Source organism: Rhodococcus ruber (assembly GCF_027270735.1).
Taxonomy (GTDB): Bacteria; Actinomycetota; Actinomycetes; order Mycobacteriales; family Mycobacteriaceae; genus Rhodococcoides; species Rhodococcoides rubrum_A.
This window is the reverse complement of sequence record NZ_JAPWIJ010000007.1, coordinates 306,596-326,615: the sequence shown is the minus strand read 5'-3', so window position 1 is coordinate 326,615 and position 20,020 is coordinate 306,596. Positions and strand designations below refer to the sequence as shown.

Here is a 20,020-nt window from a genome sequence, read left to right as displayed (position 1 = left end):
TGCTCGGTACCCGGTCAGGATTCTCCACGGAACGAACGATTTCACGATGGGTTGCCGCTCCGGAACGGTGAGTGGTGTTCGATGGCAGGGTGCGGCTGCCGCATGAAATACACGTGTGCATCAGACCCCGGGAGCCGAGACTCCCCGAAGGCCGAGACACAGAGAGGGGGTGAGGGCGATGCCGTGGAACAGGCGACAACTCGCTGACCTGGTGGGGACCACCGCGAATACCGTTCGCCATTATCACCGTGTCGGTCTGCTCGACGAGCCCTCGCGCCGACTCGACGGCCAACGACGCTACGAGGTGCGGCACCTCGTGCGCCTTTTGCACGTCAGGAGGCTGGCGCACCTCGGAGTACCTCTGCACGACATCGCCGAGATGGGTTCCGAGGCACCGCCATCGACGATGCTTCGCTCGCTCGAGACGGAATTGACGGATTCGATCGCCCATCTGCTCGCCGCGCGCGAAGATCTGGCGACCATGATCGGGCTCGATGCGCCGTATGACGCGCCCGCGGAGTTCGCTGCTATCGCCGGCCGGTTGACGGCCGCGGACCGCGCGCTCACCCTGATCTGCTCGCGGCTGATATCCGCAGGTGCGCTGGATGCGATCCGGGAACAGTTCACGACCGAACGCACCGAACCGCAGGTCGAGTTCGATTCACTGCCTTCACGTGTCGACGATGTGACCGTCGGACGCCTCGCGAAGGGGTTGGCACCACATCCCGTTCTTGCCTATGTCGAGGGCGTGTTCGCCGGGGCCGACGCGAATACGCGGCTGGGCGACGATCGCACTCGGGACATCCTGCTGGATGCGGTCGTCGGCGTGCACAACGCGGCCCAGCTCGAGGTGCTTCGCCGTATGCATCCACTGCTCGACGGTTGGCTCGACTAGTCCGAGCTCAACTGTCGTCGGCGAGAACACCCGCTCGCCGGATGACCTCGATCTGGGCGCTGTTGTAGAGCTCGAAGACCGCCTCGACCATCGTCGATTGCGCGAATGCCGCCCCACCCGGCGACCGTGTGCCGGGGTCGACCGTCCATGAGAACTTCTGTCGCCGTGCGCGAATCACGTCTGCCATCCACTCGACGAGCCGATCGATCTGCTCGGGGTCGGCATCCACCTCGAGCGCGTCGAATTCGGCATCGCGATCCGTGCGGGGTTCCGTGCGCATGACGGCACGCAGGTCGTCCATGGCATCACCGTCGAGCACGCGAGAACTCACGAACAGCGCCGCGCGGTCAGCGGGGGAGAGCACACTCGCGACTGCGTCGAAGCCTGCGGGTAGGTCGGTGGGAGCGTCGTGCTCGATCAGTTGCTCGAGCTCGGACCGCACCTCGTCGAGTCGAGTCAGCATCGACTCGAGCGCGCCATCGACGGTGCGCAGCGCTTCTAGTACCGACCCGTCGGGGCCGGTGATCTCCGCGACCTGCGCGAGCGGCACACCAAGCTCGTTCAATCGTCGAATCTGCAGAACGCGCACGAGGTGCGCGACGCCGTATTGCTTGTAGCCGTTTTGCATTCGCTCGGGCTCGTCGAGCAAATCGAGGGAATGGAGATACCTGATGGTCTTGACGGAGGTGTCGGCGATTTCCGCGAGCTGTCGCGTGCTCCATGCCACTGGCATCCCTTCGGTTGAGTCGGCATCTTCGACGCCAGGGTTGACCGTGCCCCGGGAACGCTCGTTCTGATGGTTCACGCCAACCATCGCACGTTCCAAGGAGACACCATGCGCCTCCGCGCTATTACTCTCGTCCCCGCAGCGAGCGTTCTGCTCGTGCTGAGCGGCTGTGTCGCAACCGAGGCGTCATCGCCCGTAAGCGACGCCTCGCTCGGGCATTTCTACGGCCAAATGCTCGAGTTCACCGCGTGTGAGGCACCCGCGCAGGCACCCGGCCTTCCGCCGCCCGACGTGGCGGCAGAGTGCGCAACACTCGAGGTGCCACTCGACTACGCGAACCCGAGCGGCGACACCGCTCGGATCGCTCTCCTCAGAGTGGCGGCGCGCGGCGACGACGTGACCGGTTCCGTTGTGGTCAACCCAGGCGGCCCCGGCATGTCCGGCGTCGCATTCGCGCCGACCCTTGCGCTGGCTTGGGCGAACAGCCCGGTCACCGAGAAATTCGACATCGTCGGCTTCGACCCGCGTGGTGTCGGCGCATCGACACCCACCATCGACTGCTACACCGACGCAGAACGGGACGCCGACGCCAAGTTCACCTCCTACGATTCCGGCGCAGAAGACTGGACGGAAGACGAGACCCGCGACCTTGCAGAGCAGTGCGCGGACCGCTCCGGCGGAGAGCATGTGCTTGCGGCCGTCGGCACGCGCGACGTCGCTCGCGACATGGACGTGCTGCGCGAGGCGCTCGGCGACGAGCAGCTCAGCTTCGCCGGACTCAGCTACGGAACGCGGCTGGGTGCCGTCTACGCCGAGATGTTCCCCGACAACGTGCGTGCTCTTGTGCTCGACGGCGCGCTCGACCCCGGAATGAGCACGCACGATCTGCGCGTGCAGCAGTTCGAAGGCATCGGTCGCTCGTTCGACCAGATGGCGAAATTCTGTGCGACGCAGGCCGATTGCCCTCTCGGAACCGACCCGGCCGCCGCCACGACCGAGTTCCAGAACCTCGTGCAGCCGCTCGTCGAGTCCCTAGCACCCGCCACCGACGACCGCGACCTGACGTTCATCGGTGCCCTCTCCGGCGTGATCGTGGGGCTCTACAGCGACGCAGCATGGCCCATCGTGCTCGAGGGAATCAGCGAACTGAAGGCCGGCAACGGTGCTCCGCTGCTGGCACTGCGGGATGCGCTACAGGGCCGTGCTGCAGACGGCACCTCGTCGAACGATCTCGAGTCGCTGCTCGCGATCAATTGCCTCGACGAAGATCGCCACACCCCGGACCAGGAGACGGCTCTCAAGCGGGCCGTGTTCGACGCCGCGCCGTTCATCGACCCCGGCACTGCGGTCGAGAACTCGCGCAACGGCTGCGAGAACTGGCCGGTGGATCCCACGCTCAACCCGCTCCTGGCCGACGAGGTCGACGGCCTGGCCGACACTCTCGTGGTCTCGGTGACCGGCGACGGCATCACTCCGCACGCCGGCGGCATCGCCCTCGCCGAGGCGCTCGGCGGCAGCCTGCTCACGGTCGAAGGTGAACAGCACGGTGCCTCCCTCGCGGGCAATGCGTGCGTCGACCGGATCGTCGCGGCGTATCTGGTGAACCTCGAATCGCCCACACCCGACGCACGGTGCGACCTCGCCTCGGCTCCCACACCCTGATCGTCGGTGAGGTCCGCGACCGGAGATGTTGTGGCAGAAAGTGGTTCGTTTACCTCGGGTACATGGAATCCCAGAACGTCATCGTTGCCGAGACCGATGCCTGAAGTTCATCGGCGGGCACACCGTCTCTGGCGAGGGGTGACAATCCGAGTAGGAAGCTGTGTAACAGTGTCGCGGTTGCGTCGATCGGGATGCTCGGGTCGAGTTGACCCTGATCGACAGCACGTTCGACCAGCGCGGCAATGTTGCGGCGATCGAGCGTCCTCCGGGCTGCCAGAGCAGAGTGCCTTCCGGCGTCGGGACCGTCGATGATTCCACCGAGGCCGACCAGGCATCCGAGGGGATGCGACGAATCGGTCTGCATGGTCACCGATCCGCGCAACGTCTTCTCCAGGGCGTCTCGAGGGTCCAAGGATTCGTCTGCCAGTGGTGCGGTCGCACGTCCGTAGCTGTCGACGTACCGCTGGACCACGGCGGCGAACAACCCTTCCTTGGAATTGAACGCACCGTAGAAGCTGGCCGAAGACATCCCCATGCTGCTTCGTAGTTGTGCCAACGACGTTGCCTCGTAGCCGTTCTCCCAGAACAAGACCATGGCAGCTTCGAGAGCGCGGTCCTCGTCGAACTGCCGTGGTCTCCCGGTTCTGCTCATTGCTGCTCCATTCCGTGCTTCGGTGCGCTGTGAATTACAGGCTAATCGATCCATATATTTGGCACGAGAGGCACCGGTAGTGTTGACTTACGGAATGACCAATCCAGAAGTCATTCAGGGCAGCAGCGACAGCTCCACAACTCCGATGCCGGCCGGGGGTAGAAGCACACAGCGACTTCCGTGGTCAGCTCTGCTGGCGATGTCAGCGACCGCATTCATCGTCATCATGACCGAGACACTTCCTGCCGGGCTTCTTCCTCAGCTCTCAGGGGGTTTGGGTGTCGGGGAGGCCGCGGCAGGGCAGTTGATCAGCGCGTATGCACTCGGAGCGGTGCTCTTTGCGATTCCTGCGATCACGTTCATGCGAAGTTGGCGACGCAAACCGATTCTGCTCATCGCGGTTGGTGGGTTCGTAGTGGCCAATACGATCACAGCACTTGCGCCTGGGTTCGAGATTGCACTGTCGGCGCGTTTCGTTGCGGGGGCTTTCTCCGGGGTGGTCTGGGGGATACTCGCCGGGTACGCCCGGAAGATAGCGCCGCCCGCGTTGGCAGGAAAGGCGCTGACCGTGGCGATGGCGGGTACGCCTGTTGCTTTCGCCGTCGGCACGCCTCTTGCGACGTATCTCGGAACGCTGATCGGGTGGCGATGGACCTTCGGTCTGATGTCTGTGATCGCCCTCGGTTTGATCGCGTGGGTGGTCGTATCAGTTCCCGATTCCGACGGACAGAATTCCACTGCGCAAACGCCGTTGAGTCGCGTCTTTCTGCTCTCCGGTGTCGCGCCGATCATCGCTGTAGTGCTCGGATGGTTCCTCGCCCACAACCTGCTCTACACGTACATCGCACCCATCATCGACGATATGGACGTAGGGCTCAGAGTCGATGTGGTGCTGGCGGTGTTCGGGGTGGCTGCGATGGCCAGCATTGCCGTTGTGGGAGCGCTGGCGGACCGCATTCTGCGACGGCTCGTGCTGATTTACTTGATCGCGTTCGCTCTGGGAGCCACCGCTTTGGCTCTCGCGGGAAGCAATCCGGCGGTGTTCGTCGTAGCGGTAATTCTGTGGGGCATGTCGTTCGGGGGAGCTGCGCCGCTGTTGCAGACCGCACTGGCGGACGCATCCGGCCCCGATGCCGATGTTGCCAATTCGATACTGACGACTGTCGCGAACGCGGCTATCTTCCTCGGAAGCGCCATGGGCGGAATACTTCTGAGCGGCGCAGGACCAGGATCTTTTCCCGTCGTCACCCTGGGTCTGGTCGCCTGCACCTTGCTCGCCGCAGTTGCTGCCCGCCGCCATGGTCTTCCTCCAGGCGCACGGCAGTAGGCGACTCGCCGCGAACTCGGGGGCTAGTCGTCGACGGCTCTCAGCGCGGCGCTGAGCGCCACCTGCGCCGAAACCTCTGCTTCGATCGCGTCATGAAACTCGACGTCGTCGTGGTCGACGATCAAGGGGACATCGGGGTCCGTTTGTCCGCGCTCGCCGGCCAGCGCGTGCTCGTGATCTTTGGCCAGCTGGTACGCGGCGAAAGCCGAGTCTTGCTTTTCTCGTGCCGTGGGCATGTGGCGTCAGCCTCGCTGGTGCCGCGCCCGGGGACGCCTGGGCGTTGCGCCGGGTGCAGGATCGATGAACGGTTCGACAGCGCGATTCACATCGCCGGTCTCGATGCCCAGTGATTCTAGGAGTTCGTCGTGAATAGGCGTGCTGATCAATTGCTTACTCGACCTTCTCGACCCTTGCTCGGCTCATCGCCTTCGCCCGAGCAGGTCAGTGGAGTTCTGCGGCGTCGCGATCGACGATAAGTCGACCGCCTACTCATGACCCTAACGTGCTTTGGCGTCGATCGATCGACAGTAAGCAGATCGGGTCGGGCTTCGGAAGCGGCACGACGAAAGCCGCGCCCCGTTGTCTCCCTCGCATCGCCGACAGTTGACCCTGTTGCGGGAACACGGAATAGCTTTGCCGTGCAGATGAGAACGCACGCACACCGTGCCGTGCGCCACAGCGGGACCGACCGATGATCGATGACGAGGAGCTCATGTGCCGTTGCACGAGATGGTGCCAGGTACAGCAACGCGCGGGAGGAAGTACTTGCTCCCGGCTTTGATCGCTGCCGGTGTCATCGGGTTGACCGGCGTCGTCGTGATGGCTGCCATGGCGTCGCCGCCACTGCCCGATTCGACCACCAGTGGCAACGAATCCGGTAATGGAACACCGGATATCGCCGCACTCGCTGGGCCGTTGGCCGACCAGCAACTCGGCTGGGAGGCATGCGAATTCAACGACGACGGACCGCCCATTCCGGGTGCCGACATATCCAACGTCGAGTGCACAACTATCCAGGTCCCGCGCGATTGGAACGATCCTGATCCGCAGCAGACGTGGGATGTACGAATTTCCCAGGCACGCAACATCGATCCCACCGATCCTGACTACCACACCACGATGATCACCCACCCGGGTGGACCGTACGCGTCGGGGTTGTCCTACAGCTCGACCGTTCAGATGTACACCCCGGAATTGCGGCAGACCACAAATTACGTGAGCTTCGATCAGCGTGGCCTCGGCCAGTCCAGTCATGCGCAGTGCGAGTACGAATACGATCCGGCCGACGGACCCGTCGCCGAAACGCGTGCGATCGGCGAGTCGTGCTCGGTCGATCCCGATGTCGCGACCATGACCACCGAACAGACCGCGTTCGACATGGATTTGATCCGTCACCTTCTCGGGCTCGAATCGGTGACCTATATGGGTTACTCCTACGGCACGTGGCTCGGTGCCTGGTACGGCAGCCTGTTTTCGGACAACATCGAGCGCATGGTTCTCGATTCGGCCACGGATCCGACGCAGGACTCGATTCAAAGTCTGTACGACGTGGCCCACGAGGGCCGGGATCGTCAGTTCCGGCTGCACATGATGAATTGGATTGCGCGTAACGACGCCACGTACGGTCTCGGTGGTGACCCCGAGGTGATCTGGAATCGCTACTTCGCTGCTACCGGTGGCCCGGAGCGCTCGCTCGCTGCGCGTTACGCCTGGGCGTCGACGAATCTCAACGTTGCGTTCTCCAGCTCGGTGGTCTATCCGTTTGCTGGACAGCTCGTTTCGCTCATCATCGCCGAGGGCGAAGGTGCCGTGACCCCTACGACTCCTGTTGCCTCCGCGACCCGCATCGTCGACGGGATGGACACCCTCACCGAGGAGCAACGCACGGCGGCCCACGACGTGCTGGCGGCACTGTCCGCGGCACCGGCAGACAATTCCGGTGGGTTGATTCGCGGTACCTACGACGAGGTCATCGACTTTACGAAATGCACCGACGGACAGTGGGTTCAGGGCCACGAATACTGGAACGAATTCAACGAGCGAACAGCGCTCGCTGCGCCCTTCTCGGCGCAGAGTGGACTGCTCGACGGGCCGCAGGCCTGTGCATTCTGGCCGACGGACTCGGCGATGCCTCCGTTGAGCGAGGACTTCCCGGAAACCATCGTTCTGCAGAGTGAACTCGATTCGATGACGCCGTGGGAAGCGGGTCACGTGGCGGGCACAGAGCTACCCAATACGAGCCTGATCGCGGTCGACAACGAGAGTGTTCACGGTGTCTTCCCCTATGGCACAGACGAAGTCGATCGACCGGTGATCGACTTCCTGCTCGGCGGCGATCGGCCACCACGGACGATCGTGGCACATGCCAAGCCCATGCCCCTGGAGGAATTCACCTACGAGTCCTGGACGCCGATCGAGGGAAGCACCGACCATGCCGGCCCGGCACCCAGGTTCACCGATCCGACCATCCGTGCGGAATCGGGCAGGTGAGCCACCGCGTACCCGGTGAACCGGTCGTATAGGTCGAAACACCAGGGCTTGACCCTGTTCTCGGAACACGCACTAGTTTCGGTCCACAGCGCGTGCGAGCGCAGGACACAGACTTCGACTCTGACAGAGCAACCTTGGAGAGAATCACATGAAGTTCACGACATCGACGGCGATACTGGCAGGTCTGTCCATGCTGGCCATAGTCTCTTGTGGCAGTGCCACTTCCGACTCGAAGAGCGCGAGCCCAGCTCCACAATCGGTGGGCATGGATCAAGAAGTCGCGTTCGAAAACGGGGCGCAAACGGTTCATGGAAGCTTACGAATGCCCGACGACACCGGCATAGCTGTTCCGGCCGTACTGCTGATCGCCGGTTCCGGGCCGACGGACAGGAATGGCGACAACGTCCACGTCGAAGGATCCATCGGCACGTTGAGCTACTTGGCCGACGTCTTGGCGCGCCGCGGCATTGCCAGCCTGAGGTACGACAAATCCGGCACCGGTGCAACGGAATTGGACTCAGAGACGGACCCGTCGGAACTCGGGCACGATGTATACCTGCACGAGGCCGCGGCGGCGGCGAACTTCCTCGTCGATCGGCCGCACATCGAGAATTCGGGAATCGGACTGGTCGGGCACAGTCAAGGTGCCCTGGTGGCGTTGGCGCTGGCCACCGACAAGGCCGGCGAGGTGCCGCCCATTACTTCGATGGGCCTGGTGCAACCACAGACGGCTCGAACATTGGACATCATGATGCGTCAGGTCGCCGGACTCGTGGAATCTGGACGAATGGTGGATGTGGCTGGTGTCGACCTCGTATCGTCCTTGAACCGCACGGTGGACCAGATCCGCACTTCAGGGACAATTCCGAACGATCTCCCGGAACCGCTACGTTCGATAGGGATGGTTCCGGCAGGCGCCACCATGCTGGCCACTCAGGACGAACTCGATCCGATCGCCATGGCGGCGTCCCTGCCATCCTCGATGGCAGTATTCACAAGCTGTTCGGACAAGGACATGCAGGTTCGATGCGTCGACGTGGCCGGTCTCAACGACGTCTTGGCGCAAACGAAGCTGAGCACAACGCATCTGGACACGGCGAATCATGTCCTCAAGGACGTAGGCGACCAGCCGTCGACCGGTGCCGAGTACGGAGAGCCGTTGCCCTTCTCGCAGCAGTTCACCGATGCGTTCGAATCATGGATTTTCGCCCGTTGATGTGCGGGCGGCCCCGGTCGAACCTAGCAGAAAGCTGAACACGTGACATCCATTGCCCAGCAGTCTGTTTCGAGAGCCGCCGTCGGCCGAATCGCTACCCTCGATGTGATTCGTGGTGTTGCACTGTGCGGCATCATCTTTGTGAACATCGGGCCACTCACCGGCTTCCGTACCGCACCGGGCCTCTACGAGCGTGCGGCACTCGACAACACAGGAGGCTGGTTGCAGCTTCTTGTGCAACAACGCTTCTTCCCGATCTTCGCTCTACTCTTCGGCATCGGATTTGCGATGTTCTACGAGTCCGCTGCCCGCCGGGTGATACGTCCCCGGCTACTCCTGCTCCGGCGACTGCTGCTCCTGCTCGCCATCGGAATCCCGTTCAACGTGCTCCAACCCGGATCTGCGTTGCTACCGCTGGCGGTGGTCGGCCTCGCCATCTTGCTTCCGAGCACGTGGATGTCGCGGCGGGTCTCAGCGGTTGCGGCGGTGGCGCTCATCGTGGGGAGCCTTCTCTTCACGGGCGGTGGTATCAGCCTGACTCCGGGGATGCTCCTTCTGGGTGCTGTCCTCACCCGGTACGGTGTCGTATCGGCCATCGGTCGGTCGCGCCGTGGTGCGACGATCGTGCTGATCGTCGGTGCAGTTGCCGCGATCCCGCTGATCTTCCTGCAGACCAGGACGATCGAGATGTCGAATTTCAGCACGGAGTCCGCTGCAGCGGGTCTGGCTGTCGCAGCGGTGTACGTGTCGTCGCTCGCCCTGCTGATGACAACCGGTGTGTCTCGAATTCTGGTAGCGGCCTTCGGCCCGTTGGGCAGGATGGCCCTGACCAATTACGTCGGTGCCGCACCGTTGATGCTGGCGGCGGGGTTGGTGTTGAACTTCTCCGACAGCTCCTCGTGGACAACGCTGTTGGGTACGGCAGGCGCGATACTCCTCGCGCAATGGGTTGCCAGCGTGTTGTGGCTACGGCACTTCGTGCAAGGACCGCTCGAGTGGTTGTGGCGGTGGGGCACATGGGGACATCGGCAGCCCGTTCGCCGGAACGCCACCGCGACCAACTGATTGCGGAGACCCCATCGTTCTTGACTGTGTGCCGACGACATAGTGCGTAATTGGCGTATGCGTACTCACCTAGGACTGAAAGCGGGCGCGGCTGTGGCAGTGATGGCGTTGCTCGCGTCCTGCAGCCAGAACACCGCACCCGAGGACGGCGAGCCCGACGCCGGATCTCTCGACACGTTCTACAGCCAGCAGTTGAACTTCGTGGATTGTGCCCCGCCTGCCGCGAACCTCCCGTCTGGTGAAACTGATGCCTCACAAATGGAATACCAGTGCGCACGCATGGATGTGCCACTCGACTACATGAATCCAGCGGGGGAGACGGCCGAGATCGCGCTGTCCAGGATTCCCGCACGTTCGGCTGATCCGATCGGTTCCATTGTGCTGAACCCGGGTGGACCCGGGTTCTCGGGAACCGAGTTCGCGGCAACCACCGCGGGCGCGTGGGCGCAGAGCGACGTCACCGACAGGTTCGACCTGGTCGGGTTCGATCCACGTGGTGTGGGTGCGTCGACACCCGCGGTGAACTGTTTCGACGACGACGAGCGTGAAACCGACGCGATCAGCGCTGCGATCAGCGTTCTGCCGCATGCGATGTCCGAAGATTCGACCCGCGAATTCTATGAGAACTGCGCAGCAGGGTCTGGAGGAGAGAACGCGTTGGCCCACCTGGGTACACGTGATGTGGCACGCGATATGGACGTCATGCGCGCTGCGCTGGGCGACGACGAGCTCACCTACGCGGGTGCGAGTTACGGAACCCGCCTGGGCGCGGTGTACGCGGAGATGTTCCCGGAGAACGTCAGGGCGCTTGTTCTCGACGGTGGGATGGACCCGCTCGCCGGAACGAAGGAGCGACGCATTCAGCAGGCCGGTGGGATGCAACGGGCATTCGACGAGCTCGCGAAGTTCTGTGCCACACAGACTGATTGCGCACTGGGGCCGGACCCGGCGCAGGCAACCGAGGTGTTCCACAGCCTCGTTCGGCCCCTGGTAGACGCACCACTACCGGCGGCCGACGGTCGTGAACTGACGTTCACCAAAGCAATCGGAGGCGTTGTCCTCGGTCTCTATTCACAGGAGGCGTGGCAGCCCGTGGTCATGAGCCTTGCCCAACTGCGTGACGGCCGAGGAGACTCACTGATTGCACTCAGCGACATCTACCAGGATCGCAGCGCGGACGGAACCTACGCGAACACCCTCGAAGCGACGGGTGCGATCAACTGTATCGACGAGGAACGCCACAGTCCGGCCGAGGAAGCAGCACTGATTCGCGCAGCATTCGATGCGAATCCTTTCGTCGATTCGGGAAGATCGGTCGAGGGTGTGCGGGATACGTGCGAGCAATGGCCCGTCGAGCCCACGTTGGGCTACCCCTATGCGACCGAAATCGAAGGATTACCAGACACTTTGACGGTCTCTGTGACCGGCGATGCGTTGACTCCGCACCAGGGTGCCGTCAACCTTGCGGACGCGCTCGGTGGAAGCCTGGTGACCGTCGAGGGTGAGCAGCACGGATCGATCATCGCAGGGAACGCGTGCGTGGACGAGATCGTTGCCGACTACCTCATCGACCTCGCGACGCCTTCCTACGACTCACGCTGCGTCCTGTGACGGGAGACCGGTCAACGGTGTCGCTGCCGAGCGATGACAGTGGCACGAAGCAGTACGTCGAGTTGCGCAGTGTTGTAGAACTCTCGGATGGTCTCGGCGATGGCCTCTCCCGCCAACTCCGGGCTTCCCATCAGACGGGCGTTCGGTTCGTTCATCCACGGGTACTCGACCATCGCTTTGGCGATTGTGTCCGCGAATTCGTCGGCGAGGCGAGTGCGCGTGTCGGCGTCGGCATCGGCGGGCAGGGACTCGAACTCGACTGTCGCCGCGTCGTCGTCGGATTCGATCATGTCCCGGACATCGTCCATCGTTTTGGGGTCGTATATCTGCGAGTAGACCAGAGCTATGGATCTCTCGGCAGGAGTCATGCCCAGTGCGGTGTGCTCGAGGCCGGCCGGGACCTCGGTGATCGATCCGTGCTCGAGCAACAGTGCGATTTGGGCGCGAGTGCGAAGGCTGCTCTCGATGACGTCGGCAAGATTCGTGTCGATGGCGGTGAGCACATCGGCGGAGGTGCCGACGCCCGAACCGGTGGTCTCGATCTGCGCGAGTGGAACGCCGATGTCGCGTAGCCGCCTGATTTGCAGGAGACGCACCAGGTGCGTGACGCCGTACTCCTTGTAGCCGTTGGAGCGACGATGTGGCTCGTCGAGCAGGCCGCACCGGTGGTAGTGCCGGACGGTGTTGACGGTGGTCGTCGCCAATTCGGCCAGCTCACTGGTGCTCCACGTCATGGGCACCCCTCGCTCGAATCGATCGGAACCCCAACCCTAACGCCGATGCGGCGCGAAGCGATATCAACCGACGCCGCTCCAGGCCGTTTACCGACCGATTCCGCCCAATCCCATCAGTTTCGCCGCGGTTCGCGGCCGGTCGAAAGAAAGGCATGTATGACACACACCTTCGAGGTCTCTTGGATGCTGGACGGCATCACGATGGACGGCACGATGGTTTGCCCTGACGGTGAGGGGTCCTTCCCTGCCGTGGTCTTCGTGGCCGGTAGCGGGCCGACCGACCGCGATTGGTGTTCGCCACTGCTGCCCGGCAGCAACGGCAGCGCTCGGCTCATGGCAGAGGCGTTCGGTGATGCAGGTATCGCGTCACTTCGCTACGACAAGCGAGCATCCGGTCCACACGCGATGGACAACGTCGAGGCGCTGACCGGCACGATGAGTATGCAGTCGCATCTGAACGAGCTGGTGGAGGCCGTCACGGTGCTGTCCGGGCTGGAGTGCGTCGATCCCTCGAGGATCGTCGGGCTCGGGAACAGCGAAGGCGCCCTCCACGTGCTCCATTACGCCACGACAACCCACGACGTCCCCTTCGCGGGAATCGTCCTCGCGGCACCACCTGGCCGGCCGATAGAGACCGTGCTGCTCTCGCAACTGGCGCGTCAGATCAACCAGATTCCCGGCGGGTCCGAGGTGATGGCGAGGGTGCAGGAGGCTGCTGCGCGGTACACGGCGGGGCTGCCGATGAATGTCGACCCGAGCGTGCCGGACAGCGTGAAGACGGTCCTCGCAGGCTTGGAGGAACCGGCGAATCTGCCGTTCATCCGAGAGCTGTGGGTCGAGTCCGCGACCGTTTCGCTCGGGAAGGTGCAGATTCCTGCACTGGTGCTGATCGGTGCGAAAGACCTTCAGATCGATATGCACGCCGACGGCATTCCTCTCCGCGAGGTCGCCGCCGGGATGAGCAACGTGACCTTCGCCTTCCCGGCCAATGCAAATCACGTGTTCAAAGAAGACCTGCGCACGCCGGTGGACATCGCCGCGTCGCCGGGCAGCGGATACAACGAGCCGGGCACGCGCCTCGACCCCGAGACCATGGAGACTGTGCTCGCCTGGTTCGCGCAGCACATCCGCTCGACAGAGATGGTGACGTGAACGTGAAATCTGTTGCGAGAAAGGGGTTTCGAGCTACCTTGCTCGCTGTCCTCGCCGTGACGCTGGGGAGCTCGACCCTGACCACGGCTACAGCAGGGGCGTCGTCCGGTGACCGTGACGAATACGGGCAGTTCGTCGGCGACGCAGGTGTCGTCGACTATCAGGTGCATCTTCCGACCGATTACGACCCATCCTCTCCGACACCGATCATGGTTGCCCTTCACGGGTGTGGCATGACGGGGTACGGGATCAACTCGATGAAGGACACGACCCGGTTCGACGTCGTTGCGAACGAGGAGGACTTCATCGTCGTCTACCCGACGCAGACCTTCGACCGGAGCCCTCAACTGTGTTGGAACGCAATCGATCCGGCCCATCAACGTCGTGGTGTCGGCGAACCCGCAATGATCGCCGGAATCACGGAATCGGTGATCGACCGGTACAACGGCGACCGCAGAGACGTCCATGTCTCCGGTGCGTCGTCGGGCGCGGGTCTTGCTGTCGCGATGGCTGTGACGTATCCCGATGTGTTCGCGACGGTGACATCGACAGCTGGGGGTGAGTACAGCTACGACAAGGCGCAGCACGATCTGGACCGTGTCACTCCCGAGTACACCGCAAGCTTGGCTGTTGCGGAAATGGGGGATCGTGCGAGATATGTTCCGCTGCTGGTTGTTCAGGGGGACCGTGACGACGTCGTGCGGCCGGTCATGGCCGAACGGTTGACTGCGCAGTGGCTTTCGATCGGTGGCGCTTTGGGTGAACCGGCGTCGACGATCGAATCCACTCGTGTCGAAGAACCGGACAAGCATCCGTACACGCACACCCGATACGGCGACGATGACGGGCGGCCGGCGGCCATCGAGTCCTACCTCGTCGAAGGTATGGGTCACGTCTGGCCCGGTCCCGGCGCGGGCTTGTTCACCGACGCTTCGGGCGTAGATGCCTCGCGTGTGTCGTGGCAATTCGCTCTGTCGCACAACGCGACTGCATAACGGGTGTGTGCGCTGCGGGAATCTCATTGCTGCGCAACGAAAATAGCCGGTCGATGACATCGGTCATGGTTCGGGCATGCAGATAACGGCGTGATTCGATGCTCGGGTGCACTGGTGACCACGGCCCCCTTCGGACAGGCTTCTAGTCATGAACAGAACAGGAATGAACCATCCGAACAGTCCTCCTGACCGTAGCCAAACAAGCTCGCAGGGAATCACTCTCGGCAACTTCATCGCAGACGGCATGCGTTTCGGTCCCGCCCCCACTCGTGGCCGGGAGGCTGTTGCCGCGATCGGAGCCGTCGTAGCGCTGGGCATCGTGCTGGGTGTGCTGCAGCCCGGAGTCATCGTCTCCGCGGTCGTCGCCGGAGCCGGTGTGGCAATCTTCGCAGTCCGCTGGATCGTCGGTACCCGCAAGTGGGGTCAGCGATGAGCGCGGTGATCGCAGCCCGCGGATTGCGTCGGGTGTACGGGAAGGGAGACGACGCATTCGAAGCGGTGAAAGGCATCGACATCGACGTCGCGGAGGGGGAGGTCTTCGCGCTGCTCGGGACCAACGGCGCAGGCAAGACCTCGACCTTCGACCTGTTGGAAGGCCTATTGGCACCGACGTCGGGTGAGGTGGAAGTCTTCGGGCACGATCCTCGGTTGGAACGCAAGAAGGTCCGTCCGCAGATCGGCATCATGTTGCAGTCCGGGGGATTGCCGGCCGAGTTGACGATCGCAGAGACCCTGGAGATGTGGCGCGGTACCTGCAGCAATCCCACGACAACTGCAGCCGTCCTGGCGCAGGTCGATCTCACGGACCGGGCCGATGTTCGGGTGGGGTCGCTGTCGGGTGGCGAGAAGCGTCGAGTCGACCTCGCATGTGCATTGCTCGGCCAGCCTCGGTTGTTGTTCCTGGACGAGCCGACTACGGGCCTCGATCCCGAAAGTCGCCGGGCCACATGGAAATTGCTGGCCGGTCTGAAGGCATCCGGCGTGACGATCCTCCTCACGACGCACTACCTCGACGAGGCCGAAGCCCTCGCCGACACTATCGCGATCATGCACAAGGGTGAGATCGCGCGCCGCGGCACACTTCGCGACATCGTCGACGAGCATCCTGCTCGGATCGTCTTCGACCACCCCGGCCTGATGCTGCCGACGTGGGACGGTGCGACGGTCGACGCCGGCGCGCGGGTCACGGTCTACACCCACCAGTTGCAACGACATTTGTCCGAGCTGCTGGCCTGGGCCGGTGCCCGCGGCGTGCAGTTGACCGGTCTCGAAGCACGAGCCGCGTCACTCGAATCGGTATTCCTCGACATTGCCGCCGACCACAGCGAGTCGCCGACGTCCACCCCCGAATTGATCGGAGCATCATGACCACCACGACCACCGCGCCGCCCTCCGTGGGGTTCGGCCGGCGCCCGCTGTCCTCTCTCGCCGTCGCTGAATATCGACAGTTCATCCGCAACAAGACTCTCGTCGTCATGGGCACACTGTTTCCGGTGGCGATTCCCCTCGCGACCTTCTTCATCGCGCGCAACAATTCCGGGGCCACCGTCGGTGTCGCCACCACCGGACTGGAAATGTTCGCCCTGATGGCGCTGCTGTTCGTGATGTACTACTCGGTGCTCTCGATGGTCACGACCCGGCGTGGGGAAGGTGTACTGAAGCGGCTACGAACGGGCGAGGCTGCCGACTGGCAGATTCAGGTGGCACCCGCTGTGCCAGGGGCGTTACTCACCCTCATCGGTGCCGTCATCGTAGGAGGGGTGATCTACGGAGCCGGCTCTCCGGTCCCCGTCAATGCCATCGTCCTCGTTCTTGCGCTGCTCGGCGGAATCGTCGTGTTCTCACTGCTGGCCCTGGCGACCAGCGCGGTCACCAAGAATGCCGAGGCTGCTCAGATCACGTCACTGCCGGTGATGATCATCGCGATGGTCGGTCAGGATTCCATCCGTAGTTTGCTACCCGATCGCCTCGGTTCTGTGGTCGATTGGACGCCGTTCGCCGCGTTGTCCGACCTGATCTCGCTGGGCTCGGCAGGTCTGCCGTCAACAGCCCCCGAAGGAGCAGTTGCCGCGAACTTCATGGGAACTTTCGCCGAGATGGGTCAGCCGCTCGCCACTTTGGGGCTGTGGACCCTGCTGACGCTATGGATTGTCAAGACAAGCTTTCGTTGGGACGACCGAGGATGACAAAGACGGCCTCCCGGTGGCGTGAGTTGTCGGAGCCGGCCAAGTACCGGCTCTACGCACAGGTCACGCTCCTGGCGGCTATCGCTTCGGTCACTGTCTTCGCGGGTATCACCGTCGCCGGCGCCCTCTGGGCGTCGGCGACGGTCGCGATCTCAGGGCTCGCCTCGCTGGCAGCCTTGCTCAGCCGGGCGGACTTGTTCGCCGGGTCGACCTCCGCGCTGCGACGCTGGGGGTTGCCGGTGGGAGCGATAGCCCTGGCCGTGGTGTGGGCGTCCTGTGCCATCGCAGCAGAGCTGACCACCGATACGTCGGGCATGGTTGCGGTTCGCGCAACGGGATTCGCAGCGACGCTGTTCGCAGCGCAGTCGATAGTCCCGTTCGTTCGACATCGGTGGTGGGTCCTTCTCGGGATCAGCGTCGCTACCGGCGCGGTTCTCGGAGCAACTACCGGCAAGGTGGTCCAGTTGATGGCACTGACCGGTCTGATCTCGGGTGTCCTACTCTCCAGCACCCTTCTGACGCGGTGGGGGCTCCAGATAGTGGAAGAGCTCGAGCGCGCAAAGACTGTCGAGGCGCGATTACAGGTCGCGGAAGAACGACTTCGTTTTGCTCGCGACCTCCACGACGTCGTCGGGCGGAGTTTCTCGGCCATCGCGGTGAAAAGTGAACTTGCCACCACACTGGCCAAAGTCGGCGCACACGACCGCGCTCGCATCGAGATGGACGAGGTGAAAACCGTAGCGGTCGAGTCCATGAACCAGATGCGAGCACTCGTTCGGGGGTACCGTGACATCAACCTGGACGGAGAAGTCGCCGGTGCCCGATCACTGCTCGCGGCGGCAGGATGCCGACTCGTCATAGAAGGCGATCCGTCGAACGTTCCGACGCGCTTCCACGAGGTGTCGGCGTGGGTTGTGAGGGAAGGGACGACCAATATCGTGAAGCACTCCACGGCCACCTCCGCAACGATGACTCTCGGAAAGGCTGGAATGTCACTGCGTAACAACGGAGTTTTCACGTCATCTCACGCGTCGCGGGATCAGGCCCAGCAGACGGGACTCCGTGGGCTGGCCGAGCGACTGACGTCGGTCGATGCCGGTCTCGACACGACCTCCAATCGGGACGGTTTCCTGCTCGAAGTCCATTGGGACACAGCATGATACCGGTGCTGCTGGCTGACGACGAGAACCTGGTGCGGACGGCAATGGCGGCCATGCTCGATCTCGAAACAGATATCGATGTGATCGCCGACGTCGAGTCGGGCGAAGATCTGATAGCGATCTGGCGGCGTCGCGTCGACCGTGGGGAGAGCGCTGCCGTCGCGGTGATCGATCTGCAGATGCCAGGAATCGACGGTATCGACACGGCAATCGAGCTGTTGGCGATCACTCCCAAGGCCGGCATCGTGATCGTCACCAGCCATGGTCGTCCCGGCTATCTCAAGCGTGCTCTCACTGCGGGAGTGCGCGGATTTCTGCCGAAGACCATTTCCTCGGCGACGCTGGCCGAGGTGATCCACACGATTGCGGCGGGCGGACGCCACGTCGATCCGCAGTTGGCGGCGGAGGCGATCAGCACCGGCGACACCGTCCTGACCGGCCGCGAAGCGGACGTTCTGGAGTACGCCATCGACGGTGCGTCGATAGACGAAATCGCTGTCCGTGCACATTTGTCGACCGGGACGACTCGCAATTACCTGTCGGCAGCGATGGGAAAACTGGGTGCGTCCAACCGGTACGAGGCTGCGTTGAAGGCCCGCAGGTTCGGCTGGATCTGACTCGCCTGCTTAGCCTGCCTTCCACGGACCTACTTCTTGTGTCGTCCCCGGCGGTTTTCTCAGCGTGTAGGAACCTGACGGTAGGAGGCGAACGCACGCTGGTTCGGTGATGCGCGTACGGTCACCGGTGCCCGTCGGGGGTCGTAGTTGCTGAGTTTCTCGCGCACGTCAACAGGTGTGAACGTTGCACAGTCAGGGACCCGTTTCCCATGATCGACCCTTCTGAAATTGCAATGGAATCTGCAGCGGCCACGAGTTTCGATGCGGAGGTATCGGCTGCAAAGTCGGTACCGACTCGAACGCTGCTACCGCCGATAGTCCCGCCGCGCTACTATCCCGACAGCGCCCTCGAGTCGGTCGAGAAGTTCCGGGAACTGCTGCTCTCGCACAGCTCCATCGAGAGCCTTCTGCAGGGGCTGTGCGAGCGGGTAGCTGCAGTCGTCCCGGGTACGGACATGGTCGGGGTGAGCCTTTTGCACAATCGATCACGAGGTCCGGCGACGGTCGCGTGCAGCGATTCTCGGGTCGTCGCCATCGAATCCGATCAATATTTCACGGACGAAGGTCCCGGCTTGGAGGCGGCGCGAACCGGCCGGATCGTGTGCGTCCGTGTCGGCGATACCTGGACTCGCTGGCCGAAGTTCGCTTCCAAGGCAGCTGATGTCGGGGTCCGAAGCTACCTGTCCGCACCACTGGCAGTGGATTCCGAGCACGCCGGCTCACTCAACCTCTACAGCTTCGACGAGCACGGTTTCAACGACATCGACGAAGTACTGGTGATGATGTTCGTGACCGCGGCGCAAACGGCGGTATACAACTCCAGGCTGCTGGCTGAAGCTCTGGCCGAGGTCGAGGGGCTGCGCACTGCCATGCTGACCCGTTCGACCATCGACCAGGCCAAGGGAATTCTGATGGCGGTGCGGGCAATATCCCCGGACGCTGCGTTCGCCGCGCTGTCGGAACAGTCGCAACGCGAGAACACCCGGATCAAGGATCTGGCGGCCCGAATAGTGGACACCGTCGTGGATGGTCACCGCGAGCTGTGACAACCAGCCACATTCCCCGGAACAGCTGGTGAATCGGTTCTGGTTCCGTCGTTCGGCTCTAGAGCCACGACTTCATCGAGTCCGTATGGCAACTGCGGAATCGTCGAGCGAGACATCAGTGGGCTGCTTTGTATGCCTCTTTGATTTCTGACGAGATTCGGCCGCGGCGGCTGATGTCGTACCCGCCAGCGGCTGCCCATTGCCTAACCGCCTTACCCCGACCCGGTTCGATCTCCACAACGATCGTCGGCATGGGAGTCCGTGCGCCGGCCATGAGCGTTTTGCGCCTGCGACCGCCCACTCGGGTGGCGTATTTGATGTAGCGATCGAGTTTGCGGTGGAACTCGGTCGCGTTCGATTTCCTGAGATCGATGACGTAGTCGACCCCGGAGACTGAGAATTCAACTGTCTCCCCTGATCCGTCGGCGATGCGGGACCCGTCCATATCATCGACAAACTCGGTAGAAACTCTTTTCCCCATGATG

The 20,020-nt window shown here is 63.1% G+C and carries 20 protein-coding genes; 15 read left to right on the top strand and 5 right to left on the bottom strand.

The window, feature by feature from the left end:
- Positions 1 to 178: 178 nt before the first annotated feature.
- Positions 179 to 895 carry a MerR family transcriptional regulator gene (locus O4220_RS18415; protein ID WP_269606841.1) on the top strand — a complete coding sequence of 239 codons (717 nt, stop codon included), beginning with the start codon at positions 179 to 181 and terminating at the stop codon, positions 893 to 895.
- A gap of 7 nt (positions 896 to 902) precedes the next feature.
- Here the strand turns inward: O4220_RS18415 and O4220_RS18410 are convergent, their stop codons facing one another.
- The gene (locus tag O4220_RS18410; protein WP_269606839.1) at positions 903 to 1,622 is read right to left on the bottom strand and encodes a MerR family transcriptional regulator; all 720 of its coding nucleotides are present in this window, start codon (positions 1,620 to 1,622) and stop codon (positions 903 to 905) included.
- Between the two features lie 108 nt (positions 1,623 to 1,730).
- Between O4220_RS18410 and O4220_RS18405 the strand changes: the two genes are divergently transcribed.
- Positions 1,731 to 3,284: an alpha/beta hydrolase gene (locus O4220_RS18405; RefSeq protein ID WP_269606837.1), complete on the top strand. Its 1,554-nt coding sequence runs from the start codon at positions 1,731 to 1,733 to the stop codon at positions 3,282 to 3,284.
- 49 nt (positions 3,285 to 3,333) lie between these two features.
- Here the strand turns inward: O4220_RS18405 and O4220_RS18400 are convergent, their stop codons facing one another.
- Entirely contained in the window at positions 3,334 to 3,936 is a 603-nt protein-coding gene (locus tag O4220_RS18400; RefSeq protein WP_269606835.1) for a TetR/AcrR family transcriptional regulator, read from the bottom strand.
- 94 nt (positions 3,937 to 4,030) lie between these two features.
- On the opposite strand from O4220_RS18400, the gene O4220_RS18395 reads away from it, so the two are divergent.
- Entirely contained in the window at positions 4,031 to 5,263 is a 1,233-nt protein-coding gene (locus O4220_RS18395; RefSeq protein ID WP_269606833.1) for an MFS transporter, read from the top strand.
- A gap of 23 nt (positions 5,264 to 5,286) precedes the next feature.
- Here O4220_RS18395 and O4220_RS18390 read toward each other — a convergent pair whose 3' ends face one another.
- Positions 5,287 to 5,499 (bottom strand): hypothetical protein, encoded by a 213-nt coding sequence (locus tag O4220_RS18390; RefSeq protein WP_269606830.1) that lies wholly within the window; start codon positions 5,497 to 5,499, stop codon positions 5,287 to 5,289.
- Positions 5,500 to 5,977: 478 nt separating this feature from the next.
- Here O4220_RS18390 and O4220_RS18385 point away from each other — a divergent pair, with 478 nt between their 5' ends.
- From O4220_RS18385 to O4220_RS18370, 4 genes are all read left to right on the top strand, one after another.
- The gene (locus O4220_RS18385) at positions 5,978 to 7,753 is read left to right on the top strand and encodes an alpha/beta fold hydrolase (RefSeq protein ID WP_269606828.1); all 1,776 of its coding nucleotides are present in this window, start codon (positions 5,978 to 5,980) and stop codon (positions 7,751 to 7,753) included.
- A gap of 322 nt (positions 7,754 to 8,075) precedes the next feature.
- Positions 8,076 to 8,969 (top strand): alpha/beta hydrolase family protein, encoded by an 894-nt coding sequence (locus tag O4220_RS18380; protein ID WP_269606826.1) that lies wholly within the window; start codon positions 8,076 to 8,078, stop codon positions 8,967 to 8,969.
- A 42-nt stretch (positions 8,970 to 9,011) separates the two neighbouring features.
- Positions 9,012 to 10,034 (top strand): DUF418 domain-containing protein, encoded by a 1,023-nt coding sequence (locus O4220_RS18375; RefSeq protein ID WP_269606824.1) that lies wholly within the window; start codon positions 9,012 to 9,014, stop codon positions 10,032 to 10,034.
- Between the two features lie 57 nt (positions 10,035 to 10,091).
- Positions 10,092 to 11,645: an alpha/beta hydrolase gene (locus O4220_RS18370; protein WP_269606822.1), complete on the top strand. Its 1,554-nt coding sequence runs from the start codon at positions 10,092 to 10,094 to the stop codon at positions 11,643 to 11,645.
- A gap of 11 nt (positions 11,646 to 11,656) precedes the next feature.
- On the opposite strand, the gene O4220_RS18365 is transcribed toward O4220_RS18370, so the two are convergent.
- Positions 11,657 to 12,379, bottom strand: coding sequence for a MerR family transcriptional regulator (locus O4220_RS18365; protein ID WP_269606820.1), 723 nt, complete (start codon positions 12,377 to 12,379; stop codon positions 11,657 to 11,659).
- Between the two features lie 156 nt (positions 12,380 to 12,535).
- Between O4220_RS18365 and O4220_RS18360 the strand changes: the two genes are divergently transcribed.
- The 8 genes from O4220_RS18360 (at position 12,536) to O4220_RS18325 (ending at position 19,535) form a co-directional block, all read left to right on the top strand.
- The gene (locus tag O4220_RS18360; RefSeq protein WP_269606819.1) at positions 12,536 to 13,531 is read left to right on the top strand and encodes an alpha/beta fold hydrolase; all 996 of its coding nucleotides are present in this window, start codon (positions 12,536 to 12,538) and stop codon (positions 13,529 to 13,531) included.
- Positions 13,528 to 14,526, top strand: a complete 999-nt coding sequence (locus O4220_RS18355) for an alpha/beta hydrolase family esterase (protein ID WP_269606818.1) — start codon at positions 13,528 to 13,530, stop codon at positions 14,524 to 14,526. The genes O4220_RS18360 and O4220_RS18355 overlap by 4 nt, the downstream gene beginning before the upstream one ends.
- Positions 14,527 to 14,674: 148 nt before the next feature.
- A complete protein-coding gene (locus O4220_RS18350; RefSeq protein WP_269606816.1) occupies positions 14,675 to 14,959 on the top strand; it encodes a hypothetical protein in 285 nt (94 codons plus the stop codon).
- A complete protein-coding gene (locus tag O4220_RS18345) occupies positions 14,956 to 15,894 on the top strand; it encodes an ABC transporter ATP-binding protein (RefSeq protein ID WP_269606814.1) in 939 nt (312 codons plus the stop codon). The genes O4220_RS18350 and O4220_RS18345 overlap by 4 nt, the downstream gene beginning before the upstream one ends.
- Positions 15,891 to 16,712 (top strand): ABC transporter permease, encoded by an 822-nt coding sequence (locus O4220_RS18340; RefSeq protein ID WP_269606812.1) that lies wholly within the window; start codon positions 15,891 to 15,893, stop codon positions 16,710 to 16,712. The genes O4220_RS18345 and O4220_RS18340 overlap by 4 nt, the downstream gene beginning before the upstream one ends.
- Positions 16,709 to 17,872, top strand: coding sequence for a sensor histidine kinase (locus O4220_RS18335; RefSeq protein WP_269606810.1), 1,164 nt, complete (start codon positions 16,709 to 16,711; stop codon positions 17,870 to 17,872). Before O4220_RS18340 ends, O4220_RS18335 begins: the two co-directional genes overlap by 4 nt.
- Positions 17,869 to 18,489, top strand: a complete 621-nt coding sequence (locus tag O4220_RS18330; protein ID WP_243594146.1) for a response regulator transcription factor — start codon at positions 17,869 to 17,871, stop codon at positions 18,487 to 18,489. The genes O4220_RS18335 and O4220_RS18330 overlap by 4 nt, the downstream gene beginning before the upstream one ends.
- Before the next feature lie 209 nt (positions 18,490 to 18,698).
- Positions 18,699 to 19,535, top strand: coding sequence for an ANTAR domain-containing protein (locus tag O4220_RS18325; protein WP_269606806.1), 837 nt, complete (start codon positions 18,699 to 18,701; stop codon positions 19,533 to 19,535).
- A 115-nt stretch (positions 19,536 to 19,650) separates the two neighbouring features.
- On the opposite strand, the gene O4220_RS18320 is transcribed toward O4220_RS18325, so the two are convergent.
- On the bottom strand, positions 19,651 to 20,016 hold the full coding sequence (locus tag O4220_RS18320) for a histone-like nucleoid-structuring protein Lsr2 (protein ID WP_269606803.1): 366 nt from the start codon (positions 20,014 to 20,016) through the stop codon (positions 19,651 to 19,653).
- Positions 20,017 to 20,020: the final 4 nt, after the last annotated feature.

What these genes read in the sequence shown, in the direction of transcription:
- O4220_RS18415 (WP_269606841.1), top strand. Translation starts at nt 179, where the DNA reads ATGCCGTGGAACAGGCGACAACTCGCTGACCTGGTGGGGACCACCGCG.
- O4220_RS18405 (WP_269606837.1), top strand. Translation starts at nt 1,731, where the DNA reads ATGCGCCTCCGCGCTATTACTCTCGTCCCCGCAGCGAGCGTTCTGCTC.
- O4220_RS18400 (WP_269606835.1), bottom strand. Translation starts at nt 3,936, where the DNA reads ATGAGCAGAACCGGGAGACCACGGCAGTTCGACGAGGACCGCGCTCTC.
- O4220_RS18395 (WP_269606833.1), top strand. Translation starts at nt 4,031, where the DNA reads ATGACCAATCCAGAAGTCATTCAGGGCAGCAGCGACAGCTCCACAACT.
- O4220_RS18390 (WP_269606830.1), bottom strand. Translation starts at nt 5,499, where the DNA reads ATGCCCACGGCACGAGAAAAGCAAGACTCGGCTTTCGCCGCGTACCAG.
- O4220_RS18380 (WP_269606826.1), top strand. Translation starts at nt 8,076, where the DNA reads ATGCCCGACGACACCGGCATAGCTGTTCCGGCCGTACTGCTGATCGCC.
- O4220_RS18370 (WP_269606822.1), top strand. Translation starts at nt 10,092, where the DNA reads ATGCGTACTCACCTAGGACTGAAAGCGGGCGCGGCTGTGGCAGTGATG.
- O4220_RS18365 (WP_269606820.1), bottom strand. Translation starts at nt 12,379, where the DNA reads ATGACGTGGAGCACCAGTGAGCTGGCCGAATTGGCGACGACCACCGTC.
- O4220_RS18360 (WP_269606819.1), top strand. Translation starts at nt 12,536, where the DNA reads ATGACACACACCTTCGAGGTCTCTTGGATGCTGGACGGCATCACGATG.
- O4220_RS18350 (WP_269606816.1), top strand. Translation starts at nt 14,675, where the DNA reads ATGAACAGAACAGGAATGAACCATCCGAACAGTCCTCCTGACCGTAGC.
- O4220_RS18345 (WP_269606814.1), top strand. Translation starts at nt 14,956, where the DNA reads ATGAGCGCGGTGATCGCAGCCCGCGGATTGCGTCGGGTGTACGGGAAG.
- O4220_RS18340 (WP_269606812.1), top strand. Translation starts at nt 15,891, where the DNA reads ATGACCACCACGACCACCGCGCCGCCCTCCGTGGGGTTCGGCCGGCGC.
- O4220_RS18335 (WP_269606810.1), top strand. Translation starts at nt 16,709, where the DNA reads ATGACAAAGACGGCCTCCCGGTGGCGTGAGTTGTCGGAGCCGGCCAAG.
- O4220_RS18330 (WP_243594146.1), top strand. Translation starts at nt 17,869, where the DNA reads ATGATACCGGTGCTGCTGGCTGACGACGAGAACCTGGTGCGGACGGCA.
- O4220_RS18325 (WP_269606806.1), top strand. Translation starts at nt 18,699, where the DNA reads ATGATCGACCCTTCTGAAATTGCAATGGAATCTGCAGCGGCCACGAGT.
- O4220_RS18320 (WP_269606803.1), bottom strand. Translation starts at nt 20,016, where the DNA reads ATGGGGAAAAGAGTTTCTACCGAGTTTGTCGATGATATGGACGGGTCC.